The following is a 17,525-nucleotide window of genomic DNA, read 5'->3' as shown; positions in this document are numbered from 1 at the left end:
TCTGCAAGCCGCGTCGCAATCTCGCCCATGATCGGTCTTTTTCCCCGGTCGCGGTCGCCGCCCCCGGCGCCATCGAGATCGGCGACCGGCGCCAGGCGATCCACGAGGCGGTCGCCATGCTGCATGCCGGCGACACGCTGATCGTGGCCGGCAAGGGCCACGAGGAAGGCCAGACGATCGGCTCCGAAACCTTGCATTTCTCCGATCACGAGGAAGTTCGCGCGGCACTTACGGAGCGTGCCGCATGAGCTTGCTGTGGACCTGCGAGGCGCTGGTTGCCGCCATGGACGGGCGGCCGTTGGGGCCGATGCCGGAAGGCATTTCCGGCATTTCGATCGACAGCCGCAGCCTGCAGCCGGGCGACGCCTTCTTCGCCATCAAGGGCGAGGCGATGGACGGCCATGATTTCGCCACCGCCGCCATCAAGGCCGGCGCCGGCGTGCTGGTGGTGGCCGAAGGCAAGCTGCCGTCGCTCGGCCGGCTGACGGCGCCGATTATCGTCGTCGAGGACGTGCTGGTCGCACTGGAAAAGCTTGGAGTTGCGTCGCGCGCCCGCTCGAGCGCGAAAATCATCGCTGTGACCGGTTCGGCCGGCAAGACCACGACCAAGGAAGCGCTGCGCCATGTGCTGCAAGCCGTCGGCAAGGTGCACGCCTCGGCGCAGTCCTTCAACAATCACTGGGGCGTGCCGCTGACCTTGGCGCGCATGCCTGATGATTGCGACTATGCCGTATTCGAGATCGGCATGAACCATCCCGACGAAATCCGGCCGCTGGTAAAAATGGTGAGGCCGCATGTCGCCATCGTCACCATGATCGCGGCGGCGCATCTCGGCTTTTTCCGCAATCTCGACGAGATTGCCAAGGCCAAGGCCGAGATTTTCGAAGGGCTGGAGCCCGAGGGGGCCGCCATCCTCAACCGCGATGATGCGCGCTTCAAGCTGCTCGACAAGATGGCCCATGCCGCCGGTGTCGAGCACGTCTACGGCTTCGGCGAGAATGCGCGCTCTACCTTCAAGCTCACCAAATGCGAACTGCATGCGGATCATTCCGACATCATCGCCAGGATCGGCGGCCACGAAGTGGCGGCGCGGATCGGCGCGCCCGGCCGCCATATGGTGCAGAACGTGCTGGCGGTGCTGGGTGCGGCGCATCTGGTCGGCGCCGATCTCGACAAGGTGGCTTCAGCACTGGCCGATCTTTCGGCCGAACGCGGGCGCGGCAAGCGCCATGTGCTGCGCCATCCCGGCGGCTCGACTTCGAGCTACCCAGGTGGAGTGATCACGCTGATCGACGAAAGCTACAACGCCAATCCGGCATCGATGGCTGCTGCCATGGCATTGCTCAACGCGACGCCTGTGACGGGCGAGGGCCGCCGCATCGCCGTGCTCGGCGACATGCTCGAACTTGGCGACCACTCGGCCAAGCTGCATGCAGCCCTTGCCGATCTCATCGTCAGCTCGGGCACGCAGACCGTCTTTCTCGGCGGCCCGGAAATGCGGGTGCTAGAAGAAGCGCTGCCGGCTGAGATCAAGACGGAATACCGCGCCGGTGTCGAGGAGTTGAAGCCGGTGCTGCTTGCCGCGCTCAAGCCGGGCGACGTGGTGATGATCAAATCGTCGAAGGGCATCGGCTTTGCAAAACTGGTCGATGCGCTGCTGGGCAAATTCCCGGCTGAATCGACAGCCAGAAAACAGACCTAGGTCGGGGGACGAAAAGCGCATGTTTACACTGCTCGTCGATTTTGCGGACAAGGTCTCGGTCTTCAATGTCTTCCGCTACATCACCTTCCGCACCGGCGGGGCGCTGATCACGTCGGCGCTGATCGTCTTCATCTTCGGGCCGACCATCATCAATTCGCTGCGGCTGCGGCAAGGCAAGGGCCAGCCGATCCGCGCCGACGGACCGCAGACGCATTTCAAGAAGGCCGGCACGCCGACCATGGGCGGACTGATGATCCTGTCGGGCATTATCGGCTCGTCGCTTTTGTGGGCCAACCTGTCGAGCATCTATGTCTGGGTGGTGCTGCTGGTGACGCTGGGCTTCGGCTCGATCGGCTTCTACGACGACTATCTGAAGGTGACCAAGCAGTCGCATCTCGGCTTTTCCGGCAAGGCAAGGCTGGCGCTTGAATTCGTCATCGCCGGCATCGCCGCCTGGGTGATCATGCACAATGGCCAGGCGCCGTTCTCTTCGTCGCTGACGTTTCCCTTCGCCAAGGAATTCATCGTCAATCTCGGCTGGTTCTTCATTCCGTTCTCCTGCTTCGTCATCGTCGGAGCAGGCAATGCTGTGAACCTCACCGACGGTCTGGACGGGCTGGCGATCGTGCCGATCATGATCGCGGCGGCCTCCTTCGGCGTCATCGCCTATCTCTCGGGCAATGCGGTATTCGCTGAATATCTACAGATCCATTTCGTGCCCGGCACCGGTGAACTGGCGGTCGTGCTCGGCGCTGTCATCGGCGCCGGCCTCGGCTTCCTCTGGTTCAACGCGCCGCCTGCGGCGATCTTCATGGGCGATACCGGCTCGCTGGCCATGGGTGGCCTGATCGGCACCGTCGCGGTCGCCACCAAGCACGAGATCGTGCTGGTCATCGTCGGCGGATTGTTCGTCGTGGAAATCCTGTCAGTCATCATCCAGGTCGGCTACTTCAAGATGACCGGCAAGCGGGTGTTCCTGATGGCGCCGATCCACCATCATTTCGAAAAGCTCGGCTGGACCGAAAGCCAGGTGGTGATCCGCTTCTGGATCATCGCCGTCATCCTGGCGCTGGTCGGCCTGTCGACCCTCAAGCTGAGATAGGAAGCCCTTTGATCCCCGCCGCATCCTTTTCAGGCAAGCGCGTTTCCCTCTTCGGGCTCGGTGGCTCGGGGATTGCGACGGCGCGCGCGCTGATCGAGGGCGGCGCGGACGTGCTGGCCTGGGACGACAATCCCGAAAGCGTTGCCAAGGCCGCTATTGCCGGTATTGCGACCGCTGATTTGCGCGGCGCCGACTGGGCGAAATTCTCGGCTTTCGTGCTGTCGCCGGGCGTCCCGCTGACGCATCCCAAGCCGCATTGGACGGTGGAGCTGGCGCGCGGTTCAGGCGTCGAGATCATCGGCGACATCGAGCTTTTCTGCCGCGAGCGGACGCTGAGCGCGCCAAATTCGCCTTTCATCGCCATCACCGGCACCAACGGCAAGTCGACGACCACCGCGCTGACCGCGCATATCCTGAAGGCCGCGGGACGCGATACCCAGATGGGCGGCAATATCGGCCGCGCGGTGATGACGCTCGATCCGCCCGAGCCCGATCGGCACTATGTGGTCGAATGCTCGTCTTACCAGATCGACCTCGCGCCCTCGATCAATCCGACGGCGGGCATCCTGCTTAACCTGACGCCCGATCATCTCGACCGCCACGGCACCATGCAGCACTACGCCGCGATCAAGGAGCGGCTGGTGGCCGGCAGCGAGACGGCGATCGTCGGCATCGACGATTCCTGGTGCGCGCAGATCGCCGAGCGGCTGGAGCGGGCAGGGCGGCATGTCACCCGCATTTCCAAGCGCCTGCCACTGACGGACGGCTATTTCGCCGATGGCACCAATCTGATGGAAGCGGTGCACGGCCGTTACAGCCGCGTCGCCTTCCTCGAAGGCATCGGCTCGCTGCGCGGCCAGCACAATGCCCAGAACGCGCTGGCGGCGGTCGCCGCTTGCCTCAAGGTCGGACTGGAGCTTGGCGAAATCCAGTCGGGGCTGGAAAGCTTTCCCGGCCTCGCTCACCGCATGGAGCAGGTCGGCCGCAAGGACCATGTGCTGTTCATCAACGATTCCAAGGCGACCAATGCCGATGCGGCAGCACCCGCGCTATCCAGCTTTACGCGCATTTACTGGATCGCCGGCGGCCTGCCCAAGGAAGGCGGCATCGAGCCGTTGCGCGGCTTCTTTCCGCGCATCGCCAAGGCCTATCTGATTGGCGAGGCGGCGCCGGCCTTTTCGGCGACGCTGGGCGAGGCAGTTCCCTACGAGATCTCAGGCACGCTGGCCGCCGCGGTCGAGCACGCCGCGCATGATGCCGCTAAGGACGACAGCGGCGAGGCGGTGGTGCTGCTGTCGCCGGCCTGCGCCAGTTTCGACCAGTTCAAGAATTTCGAAGTCCGCGGCGAAGCCTTCAGGCAAGCTGCGGATGCTATCGAGGGTGTGAAACCCATCGGAGGGGCACGATAATGCAAAGCCGTCTCGACAAAAGCCCGGTGGCAACCTGGTGGTGGACGATCGATCGCTGGTTCCTCGCGGCGTTCCTGTCGCTGATGGGGCTCGGCATCGTCTTGTCCTTCGCCGCCAGTCCGGCGGTGGCCGAACGCATCGGCCTCGACAGTTTCCACTTTGCCACCAGGCAGATCATCTTCACCGTGCCGGCGCTCGGTGTGATGCTGGCAGTTTCCTTCCTCGATTCCAGGCAGATCCGGCGCATGGCGCTGGTCATCCTGTGCCTGATGCTGGTGCTGATGGTGGCGGTGCTCTACATCGGCGTCGAGGTGAAGGGTGCGCGCCGCTGGGTGTCGCTTGCCGGCCTGTCGATCCAGCCGTCGGAATTCCTGAAGCCGGCCTTCGTCATCATGTGCGCGTGGCTTTTCGCCGAGCACAAGCGCCAGCCCGATATTCCGGGCAATCTGTTCGCCATGCTGCTGCTGGTGCTGGTCGTGTCGCTGCTGGTGGCACAACCGGACCTCGGCCAGACCATGCTGACGACCGGCACCTGGGGCATCATGTTCTTCATGGCCGGGCTGCCCTGGCTGTGGATCGTCGCGCTGGGTGCGGCCGGCGTCGGCGGCGTCTTTGCCGCCTATACGGTGTTCCCGCACGTTGCCCTGCGCATCGACAAGTTCCTCACCGGCGAGGGCGACACGTTCCAGGTCGACATGGGGCGCGAAGCGCTGATCAATGGCGGTTGGTTCGGAGTCGGACCGGGCGAGGGCACCGTCAAGCGCGTCATCCCCGACAGCCATGCCGACTTCGTCTTCTCGGTCGCGGGCGAAGAGTTCGGGCTGATCATGTGCTTCTTCATCATGTCGATCTTCGCCTTCATCGTGCTGCGCGGCCTCAACACGGCGCTGAAGGAGCATGACGATTTCACCCGCTATGCGGTCGGCGGCCTCGTCACCGTGTTCGGCCTGCAGGCTGTCATCAACATGTGCGTCAACCTCCAGCTTGTGCCGGCCAAGGGCATGACGCTGCCGTTCATCTCCTATGGCGGCTCCTCGCAGATCGCCATCGCCATCTCGATGGGCATGGTGCTGGCGCTGACACGCAAGCGGCCGGAAAAGCGCAAGCAGGTGGGCTTTGGCCTGTCGCAACGCGCCGTGCCGGCGGAGTGATATGGCCAGAGGCGTCATCCTTCTCGCGGCAGGCGGCACCGGTGGGCATCTTTTCCCGGCCGAGGCGCTGGCGCATGAGTTGAACGAGCGCGGCTGGTCGGTGCATCTGGCAACCGACGACCGTGCGGAGCGTTTCGCCGGCCATTTTCCGGCCGCCGCCGTCCACCCGATCCAGTCGGCGACGATGGGCTCGAAAAACCCTTTTGCCCTGCTTGGTGCCTTCTGGAAAATCTGGCGCGGCGTGCGCCAGGCCTCCGCCGTCATCGGCAGGATCAAGCCGGATGCCGTCGTCGGCTTCGGCGGCTATCCAACCTGGCCGCCGCTCTACGCGGCGACACGGCGCAAGGTGCCGACGCTGATCCATGAGCAGAACGCGGTGATGGGGCGCGCCAACCGGGCGCTGGCCGGCCGTGTCGATGCCATCGCCGGCGGCTTCCTGCCGCAGGACACCAGTGCTGCCGGGGTCAAAACGGTGACGACAGGCAATCCGGTCAGGCCGGCCGTGCTGGAAGCGGCCAGGATGAATTATGCGGCATCGACCGGGGAACAGCCGTTCCGCCTGCTGGTGTTCGGCGGCAGCCAGGGCGCCCAGTTCTTTTCCGATGCCGTGCCGGGAGCCATCGCGCTGCTTTCCGACGCACAGCGCAAGCGGCTGGTGATCACCCAACAAGCGCGCGCGGATGACGTGGCGCGGGTCAAGGCAGCCTATGCCGCGCTTGGCGTCGCCGTCGAGGTCTCGCCCTTCTTCACCGACATGGCGCAGCGCATGGCGGCTGCGCACCTGGTGATCTCGCGCTCCGGCGCCTCGACCGTCTCGGAGATCGCCGTCATCGGCCGGCCGGCGCTGCTGGTGCCTTACCCCTATGCGCTCGACCACGATCAGGCGGCGAACGCGGCGGCCCTTGCCGCTGCCGGCGGCGGCGAAGTGCATCCGCAATCCTCGCTCTCGTCCGAACGCATCGCAGCGCTCATCGGCGAGCTGATGGAAGACCCCGATCGGCTGACGGTGATGGCGGCGGGTGCGAAATCGGCCGGGAGGCCGGACGCGGCACGGTTGCTCGCTGATCTTACAGAGGCTATTGCGTCCAAAAAAACCGTTTCGGATTTCAGGAAGGGGACGCAAGCATGAAGATGCCGCAGACCATCGGCCTTGTGCATTTCATCGGCATTGGCGGCATCGGCATGAGCGGCATTGCCGAAGTGCTGCACAATCTCGGCTACAAGGTGCAAGGGTCCGACCAGGCCGAAAGCGCCAATGTGCAGCGGCTGCGCGACAAGGGCATCGAATGCTTCGTCGGCCATAGGGCCGCAAATCTCGGTGATGCCGAGGTGGTGGTCGTCTCGACGGCGATCAAGAAATCCAATCCAGAGCTGAAGGCCGCGCGCGAAAAGCTGCTGCCGATCGTGCGCCGGGCCGAAATGCTGGCCGAACTGATGCGCTTTCGCCAGGCGGTGGCGATCGGCGGCACGCATGGCAAGACGACGACGACCTCGATGGTGGCGACCTTGCTCGATGCCGGCGGGCTCGATCCGACCGTCATCAATGGCGGCATCATCAATGCCTATGGCACCAATGCGCGCATGGGCGACGGCGAATGGATGGTGGTCGAGGCCGACGAGAGCGACGGCACTTTCCTGAAACTACCGGCGGAGATCGCGGTCGTCACCAACATCGATCCCGAGCATCTCGATCACTATGGCAGCTTCGACAAGGTGCGCGAGGCGTTCCGCCAGTTCGTCGAGAACGTGCCGTTCTATGGTTTTGGCGTGATGTGCACCGATCACCCCGAGGTGCAGGCACTGGTCAGCCGCATCGAGGACCGCCGGGTCATCACCTATGGCGAGAATGCGCAGGCCGACGTGCGCTTTACCAATCACCGCATGGCAGGTGCCATTTCGGAATTCGACGTGGTGATCCGCGACCGCAAGACAGGCGGCCAGACTGTCATAGCAGGCCTGCGCCTGCCGATGCCCGGCCGCCACAACGTCTCCAACGCGACGGCAGCAATCGCGGTCGCGCATGAGCTCGGCCTGTCGGCCGAGGCGATCAAGAAGGGCCTGTCGTCCTTCGCCGGCGTCAAGCGCCGCTTCACCCATACCGGTTCGTGGGACGGCGTCGAAATATTCGACGATTACGGCCACCATCCAGTCGAGATCTCGGCGGTGCTGAAGGCGGCGCGCAGCGCCACCCAAGGTCGCGTCATCGCCATTGCCCAGCCGCACCGCTTCACCCGGCTGCATGATCTGTTCAACGAGTTTTCCACCTGCTTCAACGACGCCGACACGGTGATGGTGGCGCCGGTGTACGCGGCCGGCGAGGAGCCGATCGACGGCGTCAGCTCGGACGCGCTGGTGTCGCGCATCCGCGCCGGGGGCCATCGCGACGCACGCTACATCGAGGGTCCGGCGGCGATCGCGCCCGTCATCCGTGATCTGGCAAAGCCGGGTGACTTCGTCGTCTTCCTGGGCGCCGGCAACATCACCCAATGGGCCTATGCATTGCCCAAGGAGCTTGGCGGGACCGTCTCATGATGCACGGCCAGGCCCTGATCGACAGACTGGGCGACCGGCTTGCCGGCCTGCGCGGCCGCCTGACGCCAAACGCCGAGATGGACAAGATCACCTGGTTCCGTGCAGGGGGTCTGGCTGAGGTGCTGTTCCAGCCGGCCGACGAGGAAGATCTTGCAGCATTCCTCAAAGCCGTTCCTGAAGAGATACCACTGACCGTCGTCGGCGTCGGCTCGAACCTTCTGGTCCGCGACGGCGGCATCGAGGGCTTTGTCATCCGCCTTTCGGCCAAGGGCTTCGGCGAGGCCGAGGTGATTTCGCCGATCAGGATCAAGGCGGGAGCCGCGACCCCCGATAAGCGCGTCGCAGCGGTGGCGCTCGAGGCCGGCATTGGCGGCTTTCATTTCTACCACGGCATTCCGGGTGCAATCGGCGGTGCGCTGCGGATGAACGCAGGCGCCAACGGCGTCGAGACGCGCGAGCGGGTCGTCGAAGTGCGAGCGCTCGACCGCAAGGGCAATGTGCAGACGCTGAGCAATGCCGATATGGGTTACGCCTATCGCCATTCGGCGGCGCCTGCCGGGCTGATCTTCACCTCGGCCGTGTTCGAGGGCTTTGCCGAGGACAGAGCGGCGATCAAGGCGGCGATGGAGGCCGTGCAGAGCCATCGCGAGACCGTGCAGCCGATCCGCGAGAAGACCGGCGGCTCGACCTTCAAGAATCCGGAAGGCACGTCGGCCTGGAAGGAGATCGACAGAGCGGGCTGCCGCGGCCTGATGATCGGCGGCGCCCAGATGTCGCCGATGCATTGCAACTTCATGATCAACACGGGAACCGCGACCGGCTACGACCTAGAATATCTCGGCGAGACGGTGCGCACGCGGGTGCTGGAGAATTCCGGTATCCGGCTGCAATGGGAAATCAAGCGCATCGGCAATTTCCGGCCGGGACATGCGGTTCAGGAGTTTCTCGGGCAGCTCCTTTAAGGTGTGTTGATATTCAGGTGATGCCGGCCTGCAAACGACGGCTTCCTGCGCTTCCGGTGCTCACGTACTTTGAGTACGCTCCGCTCCGGTTCTCGAAAGCCATCGTTTTCGACTCGGCCTGACCTGAATCTCAACACACCTTCGCGCGAGTTGAAGTTCATTTGATGCATGAACTTTAACACGGCCGACACGGTCCGCGACCGTTGCCGCAAAGACTCAACGACACGCTTTTCGCATCCATTTTCTCAGAAAGTGAATCTCTCGGAATCGTAAGCACTTGCCAGTGAATCAACTCTCTGATTCTCTGCTCGAAAGCGTTTCCTGATTTGAGTCGTTCGACGCGTTTTCAGCGTTTTCCGTCTGGGGGGGGCAACCTGCCGGGAGACTCTGACTCAATGTTGCGGAAAATCTGGTTTTGGTCCGCCGTGAGAGAGGGGATGCCGGGGAATGAAAAACAAGCATGTGGCCGTCCTGCTGGGTGGTTTTTCGTCCGAGCGGCCCGTGTCTCTATCGTCGGGAAAGGCTTGTGCCGATGAACTCGAGAAGGAAGGCTACCAGGTCACCCGTGTCGATGTCGGGCGCGATGTCGGCTCCGTGCTTGCCGAGCTCAAGCCCGATGTCGCCTTCAATGCGCTGCACGGCCCTTTTGGCGAGGACGGCACCATTCAGGGCATCCTTGAATATCTCGGCATTCCCTACACCCATTCCGGCGTGCTCGCCTCGGCTCTGGCCATGAACAAGGAGCAGGCCAAGCGGGTTGCCAAGTCGGTCGGCATCGTGGTCGCCGAATCGAAGGTCGCCAGCCGCTTCGCCATCCAGAGCAAGCATCCGATGAAGCCGCCCTATGTGGTCAAGCCGGTCAATGAGGGTTCGAGCTTCGGTGTCGTCATCGTGCATGAGGGCCAGTCGCATCCGCCGCAGGTGATCGGCTCGTCCGAGTGGAAATATGGCGATACCGTCATGGTTGAGCGCTACATCCACGGCAGGGAGCTGACCTGCGCGGTGATGGGCGATGTGGCGCTGGGGGTCTGCGAGATCATCCCGACCGGCCATTCCTTCTATGACTATGATTCAAAATATGTCGCCGGGGGATCAAAGCACGAATGCCCCGCAAAAGTTTCACCGAATATTTACCAAAAAATACAAACACTGGCGCTCAAGGCTCACCAAGCGATCGGCTGTCGCGGCGTTTCCCGTTCGGACTTCCGTTATGACGATCGTCATTCCGAAAACGGCGAGATTGTCTGGCTCGAGGTCAACACCCAGCCGGGTATGACGCCGACGTCCTTGGTGCCTGAAATCGCCGCCCAGGCTGGGCACTCGTTTGGCGATTTGTTGAGTTGGATGGTGGAGGACGCTTCGTGCCTGCGTTGAAATGGAGACAAGGTTGGGAGAGGGGCGCGGCGGGGCCGGCGCTGTTCGGCCTGCCATTGTCGTCGGGCCATTTCGTGCTGCCGCGCATGCTGCGCCGCCCGGTGCGCATTCTGGCGCGCCTGGGCGTCGGGGAATTCCAGGCGCCGCGCTTTTCCGCGGCCATGATGTCGGCCGTGCTGATTTTCTCGAGCAGTGCCTATGGCGCCTATCTCGGCGGTCATGTCGAGGGTATCGTGCAGAGCATCACCGCCCGTACCGGATTTGCCGTTGATCAGGTTAAGGTGGTCGGCAATCGCCAGACCTCGGAAATCGACATACTCGACAGGCTTGAGCTCGACGGTTGGACGTCGCTGATCGGCTTTAATGCCGAGGCCGCGCGGGAACGAATTGCGACATTGCCGTGGATCGAGGTTGCGGCCGTCCGCAAGGTCTACCCGCATACTCTGGAAGTGCGCGTCGAGGAGCGTGAGGCTTTCGCGCTCTGGCAGCAGGGTGACGCGCTTTCGGTCATCGAGAGGAATGGCGCCATAATCGCGCCGTTCTCGGGCGGCAAGCAGGTGCTCCTGCCGCTGCTGATCGGCACCGGCGCGCCGGCGAGCGCGCCCGATTTCCTGGCCAAGGTCGAAAAATATCCCGAACTCGCGAGCCGGATCAAAGGTTATGTCCGCGTCGGCGAGCGGCGCTGGGACCTGAAGCTGGACAATGGCATCACCATCAAGCTTCCCGAGGATGACGAGGAACAGGCGCTCGCCGAACTCGTCAAGATGGATCATGACAATGGCTTGCTGTCGCGCGACATCGCCGCCGTCGACATGCGCCTGACGGACCGGCTGGTCGTGCAGTTGACGGCGGAAGCGGCGACGCAGCGCGAAGCCGCCCTCAACGAGAAACCCAAGAGCCTGAAGCGGAAGCCGGAGACGAAGATATGAGCTGGCTTGGCGGTCCTGGCGATGCCGCGTCGCGCCGGTCCGGCACCCTGACGGTGCTGGATGTCGGTTCGAGCAAGGTCTGCTGCATGGTGGCCAAGCTGAAGCCATGCGATGACGGCAAGCTGCTGCGCGGCCGCTCGCACCGGATCCAGGTGATCGGCATCGGCCATCAGAAGTCGCAAGGCGTGAAGTCGGGTGTCGTGGTTGACCTCGATAGGGCGGAACATGCCATCCGCCTTTCCGTCGACGCGGCCGAGCGCATGGCCGGGCTGACGGTCGATTCGCTGATCGTCAACATGACCGCCGGCCGGCTGAAGAGCGAAGCCTTCTCCGCCACCATCAATCTAGGCGGCCACGAGGCCGACGAGGCCGACATCAAGCGCGTTCTCGGCGCCGGCGCCAAGCAGGCGCTGAAGGCCGAGCGCGAGGTGATCCATTCGCTTCCCGTCGGTTTCTCGCTGGATGCCGAACGCGGCGTGCGCGATCCGCGCGGCATGGTCGGCGACGCCCTCGGCGTCGACATGCATGTGCTGACCGGCGACGCCGCGCCGATGCGCAATCTGGAGCTTTCCATCAACCGTTCGCATCTGTCGGTCGAGCGCATGGTGGCGACGCCCTATGCCAGCGGCCTGGCGGCCCTGGTCGACGACGAGCTGGAAATGGGCGCGGCCTGCATCGACATGGGCGGCGGCACGACGACGATCTCGGTGTTTTCGGAAGGCAAGTTCGTCCATGGCGACGCCATCGCCATCGGCGGCAACCACGTCACGATGGACATGGCCAAAGGGCTGTCGACCTCGCTCGATGCCGCCGAACGGCTGAAGGTGATGCATGGCTCGGCACTGCCGGGCAGCGCCGACGACCGCGACCTGGTCTCGATCCAGCCGATCGGCGACGACGGTGACGTGCCCTTGCAGATCCCGCGCTCGGTGATGACGCGCATCGTGCGCGCCCGCATCGACGAGACGCTCGAACTGCTGCGCGACCGGCTGAACAAGTCCGGCTATGGCAATGCAGTGGGCAAGCGTGTGGTTCTTACCGGTGGCGCCAGCCAGCTTGCCGGCCTGCCGGAGGCGGCGCGCCGCATCCTGGGACGCAATGTACGCATCGGCCGTCCGCTCGGCGTGGCCGGCCTGCCGGAAGCGGCGAAGGGGCCGGCCTTCTCGGCTGCGGTGGGGCTTCTGATCTATCCGCAGATGGCGAGCTTCGAGAGCCATCCGGCGAAAGGAATTTCCGGTCTCAAAATGACCGGAACGGGCGGAAAACTGCATCGCATGAGTCAGTGGTTGAGAGACAGTTTCTAAATTGACGGGGACAGCCCCATAGGCGGCCGCGGCGGCGAAGCGGCGTGAAAGGCAAAGGACGGAGACAATGACCATCAATCTGCAGAAGCCGGACATCACCGAGCTTAAGCCGCGCATCACCGTGTTCGGTGTCGGCGGCGGCGGCGGCAATGCCGTCAACAACATGATCACCGCCGGTCTGCGCGGTGTCGAGTTCGTGGTGGCCAACACCGACGCGCAGGCGCTGACCATGTCGAAGGCCGGCCGCCTGATCCAGCTCGGCGCGCATGTCACCGAAGGCCTTGGCGCCGGCTCGCAGCCGGAAGTCGGCCGTGCGGCGGCGGAAGAGTGCATCGATGAAATCCTCGATCACCTGACCAACACCCATATGTGCTTCGTCACCGCCGGCATGGGCGGCGGCACCGGCACCGGTGCTGCTCCGGTCGTTGCCCGCGCAGCGCGCGAAAAGGGCATCCTCACCGTCGGCGTCGTCACCAAGCCGTTCCACTTCGAAGGCCAGCGCCGCATGAAGACAGCGGATTTCGGCATCGAGGAATTGCAGAAATGCGTCGATACGCTGATCGTCATCCCCAACCAGAACCTGTTCCGGCTGGCCAATGACAAGACCACCTTCGCCGATGCCTTCGCCATGGCCGACCAGGTGCTCTATTCCGGTGTCGCCTGCATCACCGACCTGATGGTCAAGGAAGGCCTGATCAATCTCGACTTCGCCGACGTCCGTTCCGTCATGCGCGAGATGGGCAAGGCGATGATGGGCACCGGCGAGGCTTCCGGCGAGGGCCGCGCGATGGCCGCCGCCGAAGCGGCGATCGCCAACCCGCTGCTCGACGAGACCTCGATGAAGGGTGCCAAGGGCTTGCTGATCTCGATCACCGGCGGCCGCGACCTGACGCTGTTCGAAGTCGACGAAGCCGCGACCCGTATCCGCGAGGAAGTCGACCAGGACGCCAACATCATCCTGGGCGCCACTTTCGACGAGGAACTCGAAGGCGTCATCCGCGTCTCGGTGGTTGCCACCGGCATCGACAAGTCGGCGGCTGAAATCGCCGCCGCACCGATCTCGATCCGCACGGCGCCTCCGAAGCCGGCCAGCCGCCCGGCGGCTCAGATCGCGGAGGTTCGTCCGGCGCCTGTCCAGCAGGCGGCATACGAGCCACGCGCTATCGACCCGGTCGCGGAAGCCATCCATCTGGCCGAAGCCAATGCCGCGGCCATGGCGCAGGCGCGCCCGGCCCCGGTCGCCCACGCTGAAGATTTCCGCCCGCAGAGCAAGATCTTCCAGGCGCCGCCCGCCCAGCCGATGCCGCAGCCGGTGGTCCAGCAGATGCAGCCGGCCCCGCAGCCGCGCGAGATGCTGCAGCGCGAGGCGCCGCAGCCGGTTGCCATGGCGCCGCAGCGCATGCCGCGCGTCGAGGACTTTCCGCCGGTCGTCAAGGCCGAGGTGGATGCCAAGAGCCGCCCGGTCGACCACGAGAACAACAGCGGACCGATGGGCCTGCTGAAGCGCCTGACCAATGGTCTGACCCGCCGCGAGGAAGAACCCGCACGGCTGCAGCCGGCGCAGCCGCGCGAGCCCAAGCTGCGCCAGGCCGCGCCCGAAGTGCGCCGTCTCGCCAGCCAGGATGCGCAGCTCTATGCGCCGCGCCGCGGCCAGCTCGACGATCAGGGCCGCCTGACGCCGCAGGTGAGGACGACTCAGGAAGACGATCAGCTGGAGATTCCGGCGTTCCTGCGCCGCCAGGCCAACTGATTGGTAAACGGACTGTAACATTTGTTAACAGGCAAGCGAGGAATCGCTTGCCTGTTAATGTTTTATATGATGTGATTTCAACGACTTACCAAGTCGTACTCATTCCATTTCGCGGTTACACAGAGTAAGAAACCGTGATTTGGAGTCTCCCTGACGGGACATTATCTTCGCTGCCTACCATCATCGGTTTGCCGGGATTTCGGGGGAAGTCACCCTGCCAGCCGATTCACACAAGAGCCGCGCCCTCGGGCTGGAGAAGCGGACCTAGGCATTACGGGCTTATGGGGATTGTCTTGCACGACTATCAGACGACATTGAAGACGCGCGCGTCGCTTACCGGCACCGGCGTCCACAGCGGCAAGGAAGTGTCCATCAGCTTCGTGCCCGCGGATGCCGACACCGGCATCGTTTTCCAGCTTTTCAACGGTTCGGAGCAGGGCCGCGAGTTTCGTGCCCTGGTTTCGGAAGTCGGCGCTACCGACCTGTGCACCATGCTTGGTGATCCCGCCGGCGAGCATATCGCCACGGTGGAGCACATCATGGCGGCGCTGTTTGGGCTCGGCATCGATAATGTCGCTGTCGAGATCGATGGTTCCGAGGTTCCTATCTTCGATGGCAGCGCCATGGCGTTCGTCGAAGCCATCGATCAGGCGGGTATCGAGACGCTCTCGGTCAAGCGGCGCTATATCAGGGTCATCAAGCCGGTGCGTATCGAGAACGGCGCCTCCTGGGCGGAGTTTCGGCCCTATGACGGGACCCGTTTCGAGATCGAGATCGACTTCGAAAGCCCGGCGATCGGCCGTCAGCTGTTTGCCTCCGACCTCAATGCCGATATTTTCCGTCGTGACATCGCGCGCGCCCGCACCTTTGGCTTCATGAAGGATGTCGAGCGGCTGTGGGCCGCAGGCTACGCGCTCGGCTCCTCGCTGGAGAACTCGCTGGTCATCGGCGACGACAACCGCGTCATCAATATGGGCGGCCTGCGCTATCCCAACGAATTCGTGCGCCATAAAACGCTGGACGCCATGGGCGACCTGGCGCTGGCCGGCGCCCGCTTCATCGGCTGCTTCCGCTCCTATCGCGGCGGCCACAGGATGAATGCCGCGGCCCTGCGCCGTCTGCTCTCGGACCGCACGGCGTTCGAGATCGTCGAGACGACGCGCCGTGAGCGTGGCCGCAGCGCCGAGATGAACGCCGTCAATGCGCCACTCTACGCACCCTGGATGATCTGATTTCCCAGGGTTTTTTCGGGTTCCATGGGTGATAGCGAATGTTGCAGGAATGCACCACCCGCCAGTGAAATTGCATTGATGTCCAAGCGGCGCCCGGCCGCCACAAAAATGCGCGATTGGCCGGAGATAGCGTTGCCGGGCAAGGCGGTTATGGTTTATGGCTGCTGCCGTCGATTAATGCATGTCGTTCAAAAGTGGGACCAGTTTTGAAACAATGGCATGCAACTGGCATTGAAATAGCGCCGAAAGGGCGAGATCCAATCATGTTCTTCAAGCGAGTTGGTCAATTGAAAGCACCGCAGAGGGCTGTTTTCCTGGCGCTTTCAGTAGTTGTTCCATCGCTCTTTCTGTCGGCCTGCATGTCGTCGGAGAAAGATATCGACCTGTCGACCTATGTCGAGCAGACCGAGCCGGCCGATGTTCTCTACAATCAGGGCCTTGCCAATCTCAATGCCGGGCGCCTGCAGGAGGCGAGCCGCAAGTTCGACGCCGTCGACCGCCAGCATCCCTATTCGGAATGGGCCCGCAAATCGATGGTGATGGGCGCTTTCGCCGACTATCGCCAGGGCAATTACGATGAGGCGATCGGCTCGGCCAAGCGCTATCTCACGCTTTACCCGTCGACCGATGACGCTGCCTATGCGCAGTACATCATAGGCTTGAGCTACTACCGTCAGATCAAGGACGTGACGCAGGACCAGAAGGAAGCGCGCCAGACCGTCCAGACGATGCAGGATCTGGTCACGCGCTGGCCAACATCGGAATATGTCGACGACGCCAAGGAAAAGATCCGCTTCGCCAACGACCAGTTGGCCGGCAAGGAAATGCAGATCGGCCGCTACTATCTTGAGCGGCGTGAATACATCGCTGCCGTGAAGCGCTTCCGCACCGTGGTCGAGAACTATTCCAACACCCGCCATGTCGAGGAGGCGCTCGCCCGCTTGACCGAAAGCTATTACGCGATGGGTCTGACCTCGGAGGCACAAACCGCCGCCGCCGTGCTCGGCACCAACTACCCCGACAGCCCATGGTACAAGGATTCCTACAAGCTGTTGCAGAGCAATGGGCTTGCACCGCGCGAGAATGCCGGGTCGTGGATATCCAAGGCCGGGAAGATGATCACCGGCGCCTGACGTATGAGCATCGACTGAAGCGCCACAGCGCTTTTCGGATTGATCCGGTGCTCAAACAAAAAGATAGTGCGGCGCTGCGACTGCAAATGGTCGCGTGCCGTTCTAGATTCGGGTTCTGATGCTTTCCAGACTGTCGATCCGCGATATCGTCCTGATCGAGAAGCTGGATATCGACTTCCAGCCGGGCCTTTCGGTGCTGACCGGCGAAACCGGTGCCGGCAAATCCATCCTGCTCGATGCCCTGTCGCTGGCGCTCGGAGCGCGCGGCGACGCGTCGCTGGTGCGCCATGGCGCGGCACAGGGCCAGGTCATCGCCGTCTTCGACGTGCCGCGCAATCATCCGGCCCGTACGCTGCTTGCCGACAATGCGATCGAGGATGATGGCGACATCATCCTGCGCCGCCTGCAGACGGCGGACGGCCGCACCCGTGTTTTCGTCAACGATCAACCTTCAAGCGTCACCCTGATGCGCGACGTCGGGCGCGCGCTGGTCGAGATTCACGGCCAGCATGACGAGCGTGCGCTGGTCGATCCCGGCGCACACCGCGAGGTGCTCGACGCTTTCGGTGGCCATCTCGGCGCCGTCCGCTCGACCGGCGAGGCATGGCGGCACTGGCGCGCCTGCGAGCAGGAGCTGTCGCGCCACCGCGCCAAGGTGGCGGCGGCCGCGCGCGAGGCCGACTATCTGCGCGCGGCGGTGGCGGAATTGACCAAGCTCGATCCGCAGCCGGGCGAGGAGACCGACCTTGCCGAATTGCGCGCGTCTATGATGCGGGCCGAAAAGATCGCTTCCGAAATCCATGACGCGCAGGATGTGCTGTCGGGCCCATCTTCGCCCCTGCCGCAACTGGCCAGCCTGTTGCGGCGGCTGCAGCGCAAGGTGACGGAGGCGCCCGGACTGCTCGACGATGTCGTCAAATCGCTCGACGAGGCGATGCTGTCGCT

14 protein-coding genes and 1 pseudogene are annotated in these 17,525 nt (G+C 63.7%); all 15 read left to right on the top strand.

Annotated features, from left to right (window positions below; genetic code table 11):
- Positions 1–248 (top strand): annotated as a pseudogene (locus EN749_RS13085) (hypothetical protein); the annotation flags it as partial.
- Positions 245–1,702, top strand: coding sequence for a UDP-N-acetylmuramoylalanyl-D-glutamyl-2,6-diaminopimelate--D-alanyl-D-alanine ligase (locus EN749_RS13080; RefSeq protein WP_128363278.1), 1,458 nt, complete (start codon positions 245–247; stop codon positions 1,700–1,702). The pseudogene EN749_RS13085 and the gene EN749_RS13080, both read left to right, overlap by 4 nt.
- Positions 1,703–1,721: 19 nt before the next feature.
- Positions 1,722–2,804 (top strand): phospho-N-acetylmuramoyl-pentapeptide-transferase, encoded by a 1,083-nt coding sequence (mraY, locus tag EN749_RS13075; protein ID WP_013530954.1) that lies wholly within the window; start codon positions 1,722–1,724, stop codon positions 2,802–2,804.
- Between the two features lie 8 nt (positions 2,805–2,812).
- The gene (gene murD / locus EN749_RS13070) at positions 2,813–4,213 is read left to right on the top strand and encodes a UDP-N-acetylmuramoyl-L-alanine--D-glutamate ligase (protein WP_127397483.1); all 1,401 of its coding nucleotides are present in this window, start codon (positions 2,813–2,815) and stop codon (positions 4,211–4,213) included.
- Complete coding sequence (gene ftsW, locus EN749_RS13065) at positions 4,213–5,364, top strand: putative lipid II flippase FtsW (protein ID WP_127270939.1); 1,152 nt, start codon at positions 4,213–4,215, stop codon at positions 5,362–5,364. The genes murD and ftsW overlap by 1 nt, the downstream gene beginning before the upstream one ends.
- A gap of 1 nt (position 5,365) precedes the next feature.
- Complete coding sequence (murG, locus tag EN749_RS13060; protein ID WP_128363277.1) at positions 5,366–6,493, top strand: undecaprenyldiphospho-muramoylpentapeptide beta-N-acetylglucosaminyltransferase; 1,128 nt, start codon at positions 5,366–5,368, stop codon at positions 6,491–6,493.
- Entirely contained in the window at positions 6,490–7,896 is a 1,407-nt protein-coding gene (gene murC / locus EN749_RS13055) for a UDP-N-acetylmuramate--L-alanine ligase (protein ID WP_128363276.1), read from the top strand. The genes murG and murC overlap by 4 nt, the downstream gene beginning before the upstream one ends.
- The gene (gene murB, locus EN749_RS13050) at positions 7,893–8,858 is read left to right on the top strand and encodes a UDP-N-acetylmuramate dehydrogenase (protein ID WP_128363275.1); all 966 of its coding nucleotides are present in this window, start codon (positions 7,893–7,895) and stop codon (positions 8,856–8,858) included. Before murC ends, murB begins: the two co-directional genes overlap by 4 nt.
- A 447-nt stretch (positions 8,859–9,305) precedes the next feature.
- A complete protein-coding gene (locus EN749_RS13045; protein ID WP_127328876.1) occupies positions 9,306–10,232 on the top strand; it encodes a D-alanine--D-alanine ligase in 927 nt (308 codons plus the stop codon).
- Positions 10,220–11,161: a cell division protein FtsQ/DivIB gene (locus tag EN749_RS13040; RefSeq protein ID WP_127399170.1), complete on the top strand. Its 942-nt coding sequence runs from the start codon at positions 10,220–10,222 to the stop codon at positions 11,159–11,161. The genes EN749_RS13045 and EN749_RS13040 overlap by 13 nt, the downstream gene beginning before the upstream one ends.
- Positions 11,158–12,465, top strand: coding sequence for a cell division protein FtsA (gene ftsA, locus EN749_RS13035; RefSeq protein ID WP_027034934.1), 1,308 nt, complete (start codon positions 11,158–11,160; stop codon positions 12,463–12,465). Before EN749_RS13040 ends, ftsA begins: the two co-directional genes overlap by 4 nt.
- A gap of 67 nt (positions 12,466–12,532) precedes the next feature.
- Positions 12,533–14,215 carry a cell division protein FtsZ gene (gene ftsZ / locus EN749_RS13030; protein ID WP_127273569.1) on the top strand — a complete coding sequence of 561 codons (1,683 nt, stop codon included), beginning with the start codon at positions 12,533–12,535 and terminating at the stop codon, positions 14,213–14,215.
- 281 nt (positions 14,216–14,496) lie between these two features.
- Complete coding sequence (gene lpxC / locus EN749_RS13025) at positions 14,497–15,447, top strand: UDP-3-O-acyl-N-acetylglucosamine deacetylase (RefSeq protein ID WP_128363274.1); 951 nt, start codon at positions 14,497–14,499, stop codon at positions 15,445–15,447.
- Positions 15,448–15,710: 263 nt separating this feature from the next.
- Positions 15,711–16,580, top strand: coding sequence for an outer membrane protein assembly factor BamD (locus tag EN749_RS13020; RefSeq protein ID WP_127328879.1), 870 nt, complete (start codon positions 15,711–15,713; stop codon positions 16,578–16,580).
- A 118-nt stretch (positions 16,581–16,698) separates the two neighbouring features.
- On the top strand, positions 16,699–17,525 hold an 827-nt coding region (locus EN749_RS13015; RefSeq protein ID WP_145990910.1), incomplete at its 3' end, for an AAA family ATPase.

The sequence above is a fragment of the Mesorhizobium sp. M7A.F.Ca.ET.027.02.1.1 genome, assembly GCF_004022985.1.
Classification (GTDB): domain Bacteria; phylum Pseudomonadota; class Alphaproteobacteria; order Rhizobiales; family Rhizobiaceae; genus Mesorhizobium.
Note: the sequence above shows the minus strand (reverse complement) of the source record. Positions and strands in the feature narration are given on the sequence as shown.

Excerpts from the sequence above, each read along its gene's own strand:
- EN749_RS13080 (WP_128363278.1), top strand. The coding sequence starts at position 245 with ATGAGCTTGCTGTGGACCTGCGAGGCGCTGGTTGCCGCCATGGACGGG.
- mraY (WP_013530954.1), top strand. The coding sequence starts at position 1,722 with ATGTTTACACTGCTCGTCGATTTTGCGGACAAGGTCTCGGTCTTCAAT.
- ftsW (WP_127270939.1), top strand. The coding sequence starts at position 4,213 with ATGCAAAGCCGTCTCGACAAAAGCCCGGTGGCAACCTGGTGGTGGACG.
- murG (WP_128363277.1), top strand. The coding sequence starts at position 5,366 with ATGGCCAGAGGCGTCATCCTTCTCGCGGCAGGCGGCACCGGTGGGCAT.
- murC (WP_128363276.1), top strand. The coding sequence starts at position 6,490 with ATGAAGATGCCGCAGACCATCGGCCTTGTGCATTTCATCGGCATTGGC.
- murB (WP_128363275.1), top strand. The coding sequence starts at position 7,893 with ATGATGCACGGCCAGGCCCTGATCGACAGACTGGGCGACCGGCTTGCC.
- EN749_RS13045 (WP_127328876.1), top strand. The coding sequence starts at position 9,306 with ATGAAAAACAAGCATGTGGCCGTCCTGCTGGGTGGTTTTTCGTCCGAG.
- ftsA (WP_027034934.1), top strand. The coding sequence starts at position 11,158 with ATGAGCTGGCTTGGCGGTCCTGGCGATGCCGCGTCGCGCCGGTCCGGC.
- ftsZ (WP_127273569.1), top strand. The coding sequence starts at position 12,533 with ATGACCATCAATCTGCAGAAGCCGGACATCACCGAGCTTAAGCCGCGC.
- lpxC (WP_128363274.1), top strand. The coding sequence starts at position 14,497 with ATGGGGATTGTCTTGCACGACTATCAGACGACATTGAAGACGCGCGCG.
- EN749_RS13020 (WP_127328879.1), top strand. The coding sequence starts at position 15,711 with ATGTTCTTCAAGCGAGTTGGTCAATTGAAAGCACCGCAGAGGGCTGTT.